Annotated in this window: 8 protein-coding genes and 4 pseudogenes; 5 read left to right on the forward strand and 7 right to left on the reverse strand. The window is 62.4% G+C overall.

Going from position 1 to position 12,260, the window contains the following annotated elements:
• Positions 1 to 284: 284 nt before the first annotated feature.
• Positions 285 to 1,261: pseudogene (locus ACD578_RS26775) on the reverse strand (IS481 family transposase); the annotation flags it as partial.
• Positions 1,262 to 1,371: 110 nt separating this feature from the next.
• Positions 1,372 to 1,590, reverse strand: a pseudogene (locus tag ACD578_RS26780) (helix-turn-helix domain-containing protein); the annotation flags it as partial.
• Positions 1,591 to 1,786: 196 nt separating this feature from the next.
• Here ACD578_RS26780 and ACD578_RS26785 point away from each other — a divergent pair.
• Both ACD578_RS26785 and ACD578_RS26790 read left to right on the forward strand, forming a co-directional pair.
• Entirely contained in the window at positions 1,787 to 2,617 is an 831-nt protein-coding gene (locus tag ACD578_RS26785; RefSeq protein WP_404294854.1) for an IS5 family transposase, read from the forward strand.
• Positions 2,618 to 2,705: 88 nt separating this feature from the next.
• Positions 2,706 to 3,017 carry a transposase gene (locus tag ACD578_RS26790; RefSeq protein WP_404294912.1) on the forward strand — a complete coding sequence of 104 codons (312 nt, stop codon included), beginning with the start codon at positions 2,706 to 2,708 and terminating at the stop codon, positions 3,015 to 3,017.
• Between the two features lie 50 nt (positions 3,018 to 3,067).
• Here ACD578_RS26790 and istB read toward each other — a convergent pair whose 3' ends face one another.
• Together istB and istA are read right to left on the reverse strand one after the other, a co-directional pair.
• Positions 3,068 to 3,814 (reverse strand): IS21-like element helper ATPase IstB, encoded by a 747-nt coding sequence (istB, locus tag ACD578_RS26795; RefSeq protein ID WP_404294914.1) that lies wholly within the window; start codon positions 3,812 to 3,814, stop codon positions 3,068 to 3,070.
• Positions 3,815 to 3,827: 13 nt separating this feature from the next.
• On the reverse strand, positions 3,828 to 5,336 hold the full coding sequence (istA, locus tag ACD578_RS26800) for an IS21 family transposase (protein ID WP_404294916.1): 1,509 nt from the start codon (positions 5,334 to 5,336) through the stop codon (positions 3,828 to 3,830).
• A gap of 65 nt (positions 5,337 to 5,401) precedes the next feature.
• Between istA and ACD578_RS26805 the strand changes: the two genes are divergently transcribed.
• On the forward strand, positions 5,402 to 6,181 hold the full coding sequence (locus ACD578_RS26805) for an IS5 family transposase (protein WP_404294918.1): 780 nt from the start codon (positions 5,402 to 5,404) through the stop codon (positions 6,179 to 6,181).
• A 97-nt stretch (positions 6,182 to 6,278) separates the two neighbouring features.
• Here ACD578_RS26805 and ACD578_RS26810 read toward each other — a convergent pair whose 3' ends face one another.
• A complete protein-coding gene (locus ACD578_RS26810) occupies positions 6,279 to 7,553 on the reverse strand; it encodes an IS701 family transposase (RefSeq protein ID WP_404294387.1) in 1,275 nt (424 codons plus the stop codon).
• Between the two features lie 81 nt (positions 7,554 to 7,634).
• Here ACD578_RS26810 and ACD578_RS26815 point away from each other — a divergent pair.
• Positions 7,635 to 7,845, forward strand: a pseudogene (locus tag ACD578_RS26815) (IS481 family transposase); the annotation flags it as partial.
• A 64-nt stretch (positions 7,846 to 7,909) separates the two neighbouring features.
• Here the strand turns inward: ACD578_RS26815 and ACD578_RS26820 are convergent.
• On the reverse strand, positions 7,910 to 8,689 hold the full coding sequence (locus ACD578_RS26820; RefSeq protein WP_404294920.1) for an SDR family oxidoreductase: 780 nt from the start codon (positions 8,687 to 8,689) through the stop codon (positions 7,910 to 7,912).
• Between the two features lie 702 nt (positions 8,690 to 9,391).
• A complete protein-coding gene (locus ACD578_RS26825; protein WP_404294921.1) occupies positions 9,392 to 10,096 on the reverse strand; it encodes an aspartate/glutamate racemase family protein in 705 nt (234 codons plus the stop codon).
• Between the two features lie 719 nt (positions 10,097 to 10,815).
• Here ACD578_RS26825 and ACD578_RS26830 point away from each other — a divergent pair.
• Positions 10,816 to 11,514 (forward strand): annotated as a pseudogene (locus ACD578_RS26830) (IS6 family transposase).
• Positions 11,515 to 12,260: the final 746 nt, after the last annotated feature.

Raw genomic sequence — 12,260 nt, forward strand, 5'->3', positions numbered from 1 at the left:
TCCCTTCGCCAAAGTGTGAGCGCCCGGCAGCTGGGAGACTCCAGAACCACGGAAATCTTTTCAGCGGCTAGATGTTGTCCTGGGCGGAAATGCTATTCTTGCGGCCGCACGCGGAATGGCGAACTCCGTACAATCAGAAGGTCCAGGATGCCGAAGTTTGGCCCATCTGGATTGTTGATCCCAGAGTTCGATGGTGCATTCTCGCCTTCTAATACCAACCGGCGCTGATGCTCATGCATTGGCCCAGTCGCGCAGACCGATGGACATGATGGTCCAAGGTTGGTGTCTGGATGCGAGACCTCCTTGGCGTGAGCGATGACCTGGAGGGCTGGCGGCAAAGCGTCTGAATCGGGTGGCTTGTAGCGCCGGTTGGTCAGCTTCGGCTGGGTGGCCAGGCGGCTGCGCACAACCTCATTCGGGGATTGCCCCTTCAACACGCGCTGGCGTCTCATATTGTAGGCCTGATTGAAGCCCTTGAGCAGCGTCTCGAGATCGCGATGGCTGTAGATGGTGATGCCCAGCACCTCGCGCTGCACCCGGCCGTTGAAGCGCTCCACGAGGCCATTGGTTTGCGGCGTGTAGGGCTTGGTCCTGCGGTGCTCCACCTTCAGCTGGCAGCAGGCGTCCTCAAAGCCATCAGCCGTGAAGCAGGATCCTCTGTCCGTCAGGACGTGCGTGATCTTGAAGGGAAGGCGCGGACCGCCTCTTTCAGGAAGGCGACCGCGCTTGTGGTCAGCTCGTCGTAGACGGCCAGGTGCACCCAGCGCGAGCAGCGGTCGATGGCCACATACAGGAAGCGCTTGCGGCGCTCGCCATCGGCGGTCTGCAGCTTCGGCAGGTGCTTGATGTCCATGTGCACGAAGCCGAGATCGTAGTCCTTGAACGTGCCGATCTTGCGCTGGCGCTGGTGCGCCGGCGGCAGGCGCCCCAAGCCTTCAGCCTTGAGGATGCGGTAGACCGCATCGCGGTTGAGATGCGGCAGAAAGTGCGTGACCACGAAGGTGAGGTCATCGAGCGGAAAGCCGGTGGCCTGGCGCAGGGCGCAGACGATGGCGCGCTCCTCGTCGGTGGCTTTCCAGGGCAGCTTGTGTGGCCGGCTGGAGTGATCCTGGCAGTCCTGCGCCCCGCGCTTGCGCCACTTGCGGACGGTCTCGGTGCTCACGCTGAAGCGCTGGGCCAGCACGCCGGCGGGCTCGGTCGAGCGGGCGATCTCCTGGCGAACGGCCGGGGTGATGCGGGCTTGGGGATGAAGGGAATGCATCAGATCCTCCACCAGGCACGTGGCGGGCGTCGCGAGCCATCGAAGCGCCACGTATAGTTCTCAATCGCCCAATGCACCTGATCCCAACAACGTTCCGCCACCAAACAGCTTAGGCCTTCGGGACCGTGGGCGTTGAAGCGCACCACCCAGTCCCGCACCGTCTGCAGCCCAACCCCGCCGACCCGCGCCGCCTTGCTCCGCGTGCCGCCGTCGTAGATCTCGGCCAGCGCGAGCAATCGTCGGCTTTGTCCAGCATTGCGGGTGGCCTTGGCCAAAGCCCGCAGCCGGGCTGCGTCATAGTCAGTGCGAAGCTCGATCCCTGGGCGCATGGCGAACCTCCTGGTCGCCAGCATGGAATCGAACATGCGCCCGACTGAAAACCCCAAATGAGTCAGCCTTCACGCCGCTTGGTATAAGAGGCTGGTGAGCAATTTTATTGCTCAATGTAAGTCATTGATTCAGAATAAGTTTGGTGCTGGGCCGCTGCGGCGGAGGTGGGCTGTTTGACGGTCTGGGAGCCCCGCCATGGATGCCTGTTCCTACGCCAGCGACCTCACCGATGCCGAATGGGCGCTGCTCGCGCCCCTCGTCCCCCGCAGCCATCCGGCCGGGCGGCGACAGACCTATCCGTTACGCCGCATTGTCGATGCGATCTTTTACCTGTTGCGTACCGGCGCCCAATGGCGGCTGCTGCCGCATGAGTATCCGCCGCGCTACGCCGTCTTTTACCACTATGCCCAGTGGCGCGAGGACGGCACCTGGGAGCATGTGACCCAGGTTCTGCGCGAGAGTTACCGTTGTCGGATCGGCAAAGCGCGCCAACCCACCGCGGCAATCATCGACAGCCAATCAGTGAAAACCTCTGAGATGGGCGGAGCGCGTGGGTACGATGGCGGCAAGAAGATCAACGGCCGCAAGCGCCATCTTCTCGTTGATACGCAAGGCAATCTGCTGAAGAACAAGGTGCATCCAGCCGACATCCATGATCGTGCCGGGGCCGAACTCCTGTTGGAGGGGCTGCAGCATCTGTTTCCGGCCATTGAGCTGATGTGGGCCGACACGGCTTATCGAGGGCTGAAGGATTGGCTTCAGAAGGCCCTGGGCTGGCGATTGTCCATCCCGCAGCATGGGTGGAGCGGCGGAACCTGGATGCGGGCTGACGCGGAGCCGCCACCACGCCCGAGCGGGTTTCAGGTGCTCGCGCGAAGGTGGGTTGTTGAACGAACGATCGCCTGGTTGACCACCAACCGCCGGCTCGCGAAAGACTATGAACGTTTGATCGAGACCGGCGAGATGCTGCTCTATCTCGCGATGAGCCGCATCCTGCTGCGGCGTCTCACGCGAAAAGAAAGATAATTGCTCGATCTAAGTATTTGATTCACCATAGGTTTGGAGCTGGCTGCTGCGGCGGATGTGGGCTGTTTGACGACCCGGGAGCCCCGCCATGGATGCCTGTTCCTATGCCACCGATCTCACCGATGCCGAATGGGCGTTGCTCGCGCCCCTCGTCCCGCGCAGCCACCCGGCCGGACGGCGACAGACCTATCCGCTCCGGCGCATCGTCGATGCCATCTTCTATCTGCTGCGCACCGGCGCGCAGTGGCGGCTGCTGCCGCATGAGTATCCCCCGCGTGGTGCCGTCTTCTACCACTATGCTGAGGATACCGACGAAGCCGTCCACTTGGTCCAATCTGAAGTCGTCCAGGCATTCCGATTTCAAGCCGTCCATGGGTCCGAGGTGAAGTCGTCCACCTGAGCGCCGCTCTTCGGGTCGGTGATGGATGGTGGTTGAGGTGGTGACGTTGGTCAAGCGCCGGCTTGCGTGTGGCGGGTCTTGCGCAGGCTCTCGCCGGTGAGAGTGATCCGGTAGGCATTGTGCACCACCCGATCGAGAATGGCGTCCGCCAGCGTCGGAATGCTGCCGATCATCGCGTACCAGTTCTCAACCGGCACCTGACTGGTGATCAGCAGCGAACCGGCATCGTAGCGGTCCTCCACGATCTCCAGCAGATCGCGCTGCTGCTCGCCCGTGAGCGCCTCAGGACCCCAGTCGTCGAGGATCAGCAGCTTGGCCCGGGCGAGGCTGCGTAACAGGCGAGCGTAGCGGCCATCGCTGCGGGCGAGATCGAGCGCCGCAAACAGCCGCGGCACACGATGGTAGAGCACCGACAGGTCCTCGCGGCAGGCCCGGTGTCCAAGCGCGCAGGCGAGCCAGCTCTTGCCTACCCCGCACGGGCCGGTGATCAACAGATTGCGCCGCTCGCGGATCCAGTCGCAGGAGGCGAGCTTGAGAAACAGCGCCCGGTCGAGGCCGCGCGCGGCCCGGAAGTCGACATCCTCGACGCTGGCAGGGTGGCGCAGTTTGGCTGTCTTGGCCCGGCTCTCGCAGCGCTTCTGCTGCCGCGTCGTCACTTCATGATCGAGGATCAGGCCAAGCCATTCCGCATGGCCGAGCGCGTCCGCCTCGGGATTGGCGCTGAGCGCCTTGAAGCCTTTAGCCATGCCGTGCAGGCCCAGCGCGTGGAGCTGGTCGAGGGTGGGATGGGTCAACATGGTCGGTCTCCTGTCAGTGGAAATACCCCGGTCCGCGGACATTGGGGTGGGTGAGAACGGGGGTGTCGGTGGCGGGAACGCGTTCGCGGTGGGTGTCGAGAAGCGACACGATGCTCTTGTAGGTCAGCGCCTGGATCGCCAGAGCTTTGGCCGCGACCGCCTCGACACGCTCCTGCGGGATGCCGCGCATGTGCTGCAAAACCCCGAGGCAGGTGCGAAAGCCCTGCTCGGGATGGCGCCGCGCCGCCAGGATGGCGGCAATCAGGCCCTCGGTGTGCGGGCCGATCGCCGCCGCCCAGGAGCGGAAGCGCTCGGGCGACCAGGCGGCATAGCGGCGATGCGAGCGCGGCATGTGCTCGGCCTGCGTGCCGTGCGCCCGTCCGGCATAACGCCGCGCGTGGGCCGCGACGCGCCCGCCCTTGTGGAAGGCCTCGATCGTGCGCTGGGTGACGCGTACCTCGACCTGCTGGCCGATGAGGCCAAACGGCACCGAGTAGAAGAAGCCCTCGACCTCGATGTGGTAGTCGAGCCCGACCCGGGCGAACTGCCAGTGCGCGAAGACGTAGTCCTCGGCCGGCAAGGGCGCGAGGGCCGGCTTCTCGATGGTCTCGAACACCTGGCGCCGGCTGACGCCGAGCCGGCGCATGGGCACACTGTTCATGCGCTCGACCGCCGCGGCGATAGCGGCATTGGCCTCCTGGAGCGAGAAGAAGGTGCGGTCGCGCAGCCGGCCGAGGATGTAGGATTGGGCAAAGCGCACGCCGGCCTCAACTTTGGCCTTATCCTTCGGGCGACGCGGTCGGGCCGGAAGAATGCCGACCTCGTAATGGGCCGCCATCTTGGCGTAGCTGCGGTTGATCTCGGGATCGTAGAACGAGGCCTTGTGGACGCCGCTCTTCAGGTTGTCCGGCACGATCAACTTGGGCACGCCGCCGAAGAAGCGGAACAGGCGCACATGGGCTTCGATCCAATCCGGCAGGGTCTGGGTCCAGGTGGCTTCGGCATAGGTCAGGTTGGAGGCGCCGAGCACCGCGACGAAGATCTCGGCATGGCGGATCTCGCCGGTGCGCGGATCGACGATGGGCAGCTTCTTGCCCGAGTAGTCGACGAACACCTTGTCGCCGGCGACGTGATGCTGGCGCATGGTGGGCGTCAGGCGGCGCTCGAAGGAGCGAACCAGGTCGCAGAAACGCGAATAGCCGTAGCCGTCCGGATGATCCGCCCGGTACTCCTCATGCAGGATGGCGATGCTGACGCCCGGCCGCTTGAGCTCCTGGACCAGGTGGGCCCAGTCCGGCTCCGGCCGGCGGCGCGTGCCGACCCGGGCGCCCGCCCGGGCGAACAGCCTCTCCTCCAGGGCCGCATCGGTCAGGTCCTCCGGCAGCGGCCAGATCAGCCCGGCCGCCTTGGCCCGCTGGATGGCATCCCGCACGGTCGAGCGCGCCGCGCCGACAATCCGGCCGATCTCGCGATCGCTGGTTTGGCTGGCGTGGAGCCGCAGCACTTGCCGCATCTGTCGCATGGTCATCTCTCTGTTGGCCGGCATCGCGTTCCTCTCTGGTGGAGAGATTGCAATGCCCCAATCGGATGACCCGGTGCAGCACGGTTCTTCCGACGGCTCCCTGGACGGGATCAAATCGGAAGGATGGACGGCTTCAAGTCGGAAGGGTGGACGGGATCAAATCGGAACCGGGGACGACTTCAAGTCGGTACACATGGACGGATTGCGTCGGTATCCGCAACTATGCGCAGTGGCGCGAGGACGGCACGTGGGAACACGTGACCCAGGTTCTGCGCGAGAGTTACCGCTGTCAGATCGGCCGCAATCCGCAGCCAACAGCGGCGATCATCGACAGCCAGTCAGTGAAAACTTCTGAGATGGGCGGACCCCGTGGCTATGATGGCGGCAAGAAGATCAAGGGCCGCAAGCGCCATCTTCTCGTTGATACGCAAGGCAACCTGCTGAAGAACAGCGTGCAGCCCGCCGACATCCATGATCGCGCAGGCGCCGAACTCCTGCTGGAGGGGCTGCAGCATCTGTTCCCGGCCATCGAGCTCATGTGGGCAGACACCGCCTATCGTGGGCTGAAGGACTGGTTGTGCAGAGCGCTGGGATGGAAGCTGTCGATTCCGCAGCACTGGTGGAGCGGTGGCGTCTGGATGCGGGCCGACGCGGAGCCGCCGACGCGCCCGAGTGGCTTTCAGGTGCTCGCGCGAAGGTGGGTGGTGGAACGGACCATCGGTTGGCTGACCACCAACCGGCGGCTGGCCAAGGACTATGAGCGACTCGTCGAGACCGGCGAGATGCTGCTGTATCTCGCCATGAGCCGCATCCTGCTGCGCCGTCTCACGCGAAAGGAAAGATAATTGCTCACCAGCCTCTAACACTACAGTTGCACCTTTCGTTTGCGATGAGAGGCCTGCGCCATCGCCTGATGCGCGCGGCGCCACGCGGACCAGGCGATCACGAGGGCAGGCTCGATCTGGTGTTGCTGGAGGCGTGTGGCCACGCGGCGGATTTCCTGGACAGACCAGCGTACCAGCGCTGCAGCTTGGCTTCGTCGTTTCTTTTTTGGGGTGACGTGAGCGTGTTGGCGCGCTCGCGCACCACCGCCATCATGGCAAACGCCAGCATCACCAGGGACACATGCCGGTGCCAGCCCTGCCACGAGCGGGTTTCGTTATGCGTCAGGCCCGACTCCGTCTTGGCGGTCTCAAACGCGTCCTCAATCGTCCAACGCTGCCCCTCGACCCGCACCAGGATCTCGATCGGCGTGCCGGCCGGACACCAGGTCGAGAAGAACGCCAGGTCCTCATCACTGAGGCTGCGTCGGATCAGCAGGCCACGGGTCCACAGGCCGGTGAGATCCTCGTTGTACTCCTCCGCCTCAAGATCAGCGAGTTCGAGATAAGCCCAGTCGTACAGGCGTGCTCCCTTCGTGCCGTCGCCCGCCGACAGGCGCGTCCAAGCCTCGGGCGCAAGAGCCTGCGCAATCTTCTCGGCCGTGCCGGCCACTTCGGGTTTGTCGATCCAGGACGAGAACTGATCGGTGGCATGCGCGCCCAGCACATAGCCCTTGCCGGCCCGGCGCAGCTGCATCTCCACTTTACCGACACCATAGACCGTGTCGGTGGCCACCCAGTCGAACGGCACACCGGCGGCAATCGCGCGCTCGATCATCTGTGTGGCGATCTGCGGCTTGGTGACGAAGTGGAGGTTGTCGGGCACATGAGCGGCGGTCCGACGCTCCGGCTTGTTCGTCCAGTCCTGCGGCAGATACAGCTGGCGGTCGATGAAGGCGCAGCCCTTGTCCGAGACATAAGCGGCAAATACGCCAATCTGGCAGCTGGTGATCTTGCCCGCTGATCCGGTGTACTGCCGACCGACGCCACACGAGTGCTGACCCTGCTTGAGAAAGCCGGTCTCGTCGATCACCAGCACGGCCCCGGGCGCGGCGAGCGTCTCAAGAGCATAGTCGCGCACCATGTCCCGCAGGGCATCCGCGTCCCAGTGGCTGCGCCCGAGCACCGCCTGCTGACGCCAGGGGCCCGAGTCTCCTGCGGCTTCCGCCCGCATCCAGCCGGTCTTGCGCCGCTCCGGCCCCAACAATCCGTCGAGGAAAGCAGCCGCTGAGGCGCCAACACTCGGATGAGCAAACAAGGATTGGAGATCCGCTTTGACCTGACGCAACTCCACACACCAGAGCTCGAGCATCTGCTCGATGGGCACACCCGTCATGGCAGCCTCCTGGGTCAGATCAGCAGATTATGAGCCCATCTTCAGAAGGTGCAACTGTAGTGCTAAGTGGAAGGATGCGCTGTGAACCAGGCTCTCCATGGCAGCGCCACACCGACAAGGCAGTCCGTCGAGCGATACAGCATATAGTCAAGCAAGCCTGGGAGCCCTGGCCCGGCGCCAGGGCATCAGCCCGAAGACAGCCGCTAAGTGGAAGAAGCGCGGCTCAGTGGCGGACCTGCCGACCGGCCCAAGGAGAGGGCTCCCCCTGACGCTATCATTGGCTCGAAGCGCTGCCCATTAACCATAGCCGTTCCAGATAGGGCTCAACCCCGTCTAACCATCTAGCATCTGGAGGGTTAGATGATGCTGGAACTCCTGCCTCCGTCGATGACGATGGTCGTACCGTTTAGGAACTCAGCCTTCCGCGAACAGATGAAACCGACAAGCTCGCCGATTTCCTGCGCAGCGCCGGCACGCCCCAGCGGAATGTCTCCCGCGACCAGCCTCATCGCCTCGGTCCGGGAAATGCCCCGCTCTGACGCGAGGGCATCAACCCGGGCACTGACCCGACCCGTATCGAAGTAGCCAGGCGCGACCACGTTGACGCGGATGTTATCCCGAGCGGCGCTCTGCGACAGCGTCTTCGCCATGTTCGCGATAGCCGCCCGCAATGCGCTCGACAGGACGAGATGAGCCGATGGCTCGCGCGCTCCGGCCGCCGTGATGAACACAATATCACCACGGCCCCGCTCGCGCATATGAGGAAGAGCGTGGCGCGATAGCCTGACGGCGCTCATCAGGAGCATCTCGATCGCCTGATACCATTGATCGTCAGCAAGATCCTCAACGGTTCCGTAGGCCATATGACCCGAATTGACCACAAGGCAGTCGATCCACTTCAGCGCAGCCAAGGCTTCAACGAAAAGGCCCTCAGTGTCTCGGGGATCGGTGAGATCCGAGACAATGCCGAAAACACGGTGTCCGGCAGCCACAGCCTCCAGCCGTTCCACGGCCATGGCAATGTTCCCTGGATTATGCCCCGTGATCGCGATGTCGAACCCGTCCGACAAGAGCTTCTCGGCGACAGCAAAGCCCAGCCCCGTCGTGCCGGCGGTAATCAGGGCCGTCCGCGTCATGCCGCACTCATCCCGCTTACTTTCGCGAGCGTCCATAGATTGGGCGAGATCAGTGCCACAACGCACAGGATCGTGCCAGCGACGGAGTCTCGTACCTTCAGGGTCTCAGGTGTTTCGAGCCAGGACGCGCTCAAGAACGCCCGGGATCGGAGCAGGTAGGATTGTTTGAGAATCTTCAGTGCTGCTTCGGCTCGTCTGTTCATATTTAGCATTCAAATAATGATCGCTGACATTGGAGCATAAGTGTACAGTGGCGTAAAATCGCGGCATAGTTCACTGCATCAACTCTGGATTCCTGCGAGATATGCGGGGTACCGCAGGTAATGGGCTGTCGCTGCCCTGGAGCGAAGTATAGGCCCCTAAAATCGAATGCCTTACAGCAGGTACAGCGAAGCCGGGTGCGTGGACATCGCCTCGATAGAGGAGACGATATCAGTGCCCGGCGCAACCGTGATCGCGCGCTGGCGAAGAATAGTGAGTACGTTACTGGCCGAGCAATCGCATTCCAGATGATGAGCTGGACACGCGTGCTGGCCCGTATCATTGCGAAAGTGGTTCGCGCGGCCAGGGCCGACATGACCGTTGCACCGAAGCTTGACGCCAGGATTTGATGTCCTATCCGAAGGCGGGACACCTCCCGCCTGCTCAGAATGATATTGCCTCAAGCCAATTCCCGTAGGGACAGTCTGGAGGAAACCAGGTTCAATGGGCACGCAATGGAAGCTTGGCAGGCGGGCTCATCTCAACAAGCATGTTTGCCAGGCCGACGTAGTCTATCACTGGCAAGTTGGTCTCGCGACGCACGGCTTCGGCTGCGAGGGGAAAGGCCGCGCACTCGAATACGAGCGCTGTTACGGCAGGATCAGTCTCCAAAAGGGATCTCGTTGCCGTCAACACGTCCTCAGTGAGCAGCCGTGGTGAGACATCAGGAATGGGCTCGGCAAGCTGGCGCCAAGTCTCCGAGCCCTCGATCCCGGCGACAGAAACGCCGATGTCAGCTGATGACCATCCCGCAGCCGCGAAATGCTCCTCTTGCAGTTTGCTGGCGTCATAGGTCAGGATTCCCACCTTGCGGCCGGCCGGCAAGGTTCTGGCCACCAGGGGAACAAGCAGAAGGCTCGAAAGTGCGACCGGCACTGAAACTGCAGCGGATACCTCCTCTTGGAACACCGCGCTAAACCCACAGTTCGAGATAATTGCGGTGACGCCTTCGCTTGCCAGTTGACGAGCACTCCTGACATAGGCGTCCTTGACCGATCTATCTCCACCCACGACGGTTCGCACGGATGCACCGGGCACTGTCAGGCGCTTAACCGGAAATCCGAATGTTCCAGGCGCGCACAACGCTCCAGGGTGGTTGAGCGGCCTATTTTCAAGTTCCAGTATCCCCAGGCTCTTGTCTGTCATCCCGTACCACTTTCTTGGGCGTACTGTTCCACGACGTAATCGGAAAATTGACGTCTCTGGCAAAGCCAGCAATCGTCCGTCTACTACCAGACCATTTCCGTAAGAAATTATACAAGCCTTCATCGCCCAAATGACGGAAAAAGGGCATAAGTCCCGAATATTCGTCGGCACCAGACCCTAAGGGAACCAACTCCGGCAAATGCAGGAGTGTTGATTTGGAGTAGGACCGACCGCGTCGCCCGTCTCCAACCGAAGAAAGCACAACTCTCTCGCGGCGAATAGCGATGTGGACAGATATTTTAGATATATGTGACCAGTTGATTACCATGTCGCCTCAATTGTTGGTAAGGGCCATTCTGGGCATTAGACTTGGAGGAGCGGCCAGGTGGCGCAACCAAGCATGGATAGAATACTCACCATCATTCATTCGGTGCAGCTCCGACAAGGCCGATGGGATGACGGGACGCGTAATTCGACTGGCGCATGATCCACCCGGTTGAAGTACTCACTGACTCAATTCATGCCGTTCATCGGCAGCCTGCTCCATTGCTGAGGCATAAGGCGTAAACGGGCCGCAGCGAGCCAAATCATACATCAAACGCGGCAAGAACCATGCGGCTGGTGCCGAGGCACTGCGCGAGGCGAGGAGGTGGCTGACCACGCGGTTGGTGTTGTCACGGTAACTTGGCGTCAGGATATCTTATGCTAGGCCCAGCGGCATGAACCTGCCGGCTTTCAGCTACAAGCGCCACCGCTTTCCACCCGAGATCATTGCCCACGCCGTATGGCTCTATTTTCGATTCCCATTGAGCCTGCGGCTGGTCGAGGAAATGCTACTCGAGCGTGGCATTCTCGAGTCCTAGGAGACGGTCCGGCGACGGACGCTGAAGTTCGGGCCTGCTTACGCCCGCCGCCTCAGACGCAAGAAGCCGAACCAGCGCGACATTTGGCATCTCGATGAGGTCGTGATCACCATTGCCGGCCAGCAGCACTGGCTCTGGCGGGCCCTGGACCAGGATGGCTATGCCCTCGACGAGATCGTCCAGACGCGGCGCGACACCAAGGCGGCCAAACGCTTGCTGAAGCGTCTGTTGAAAAAGCAGCCTGCCCTCGACGGCGGATGATCACGGCAAGCTCGGCTCTTATGCTGCCGCCCGGCGCCAGATCATGCCGGCGGTTGAGCATCGCTCGCACAAGCGTCTGAATAACCGGGCGGAGAACTCGCATCTCCCACTGCGAAAACGTGAGCGGGCCATGCAGGGATTTCGATCACCGGGAAGGCTACAGAGATTTGTCAGTGTGTTCCCTGCCGTCCGCAACCTGTTCGTTCCCCTCGCTCCCGCCGCTCTGCCCTTGCCACCCACCTTCACCGCCTCAATGCTATGGCGGCGTGGAAGTCTGCAGCCGACCTTGCCTGAGCCCGTCATGTGACCGCGCTTCCCTCACTGCGCCCGAGTTCGGTTAATGTGACATCACCACGCGGTTTGCCCCAGCCAGGTTCCCAGAGCAGCAGACGGTCCTGATCCTGGTGGGACTGCACGAGTGACTGACCCGCCCTCATATCCGGTTGGAAGGCTAACCGCAGTTATCGGTTCAAGGACTGCTTGAGAGCAAACAGGGTCGCCTTGCATTCAAGCGCGGCTGCCTGCGCCTTAGCACTTCCACATACGGTAGGTGTTGAGACCGGGTGCGTTGGGTAATTGAGAACTATACGTGGCGCTTCGAGCGGCCTGGCCGCTCCTTGCCGCATCGAGGAAGGGCCTGATGCTGTCGCCCTCCGCAAGCCCGCACCGCCCCAGCTGTCCGCCTGGAGATTGCACGCTCATCCGAGCCCAGCGGCGTGTTGGCGCAGCACTATAGGGGCAGCCCCGAGACCATCCGCGAGTGGCGCAAACCCTCCAGGTCGTCGCTCATCCCAGGGAGGTCTTGCATCCAGACACATTTTACAGGTTGTGGGACAATGTCGTGCCGTTCGCAATGAAACAGCACGCGCACCACCTCCACGGTGGAGGTGGTGCGCGATCAACGCCATCTTGCCGCGATCGTATATCGCATTGGTTTCGTCGGTAGAAACGTTTGCAGCTCACGCCACTAGTCTCATTCGCAGCAGAGCCCTCGAAGTCCCTCCGCGGTCACCTCGTCTATCACCGACGCACCGCGGTTA

This window comes from Microvirga sp. RSM25, from assembly GCF_044784385.1.
Lineage (GTDB): Bacteria > Pseudomonadota > Alphaproteobacteria > Rhizobiales > Beijerinckiaceae > Microvirga > Microvirga tunisiensis.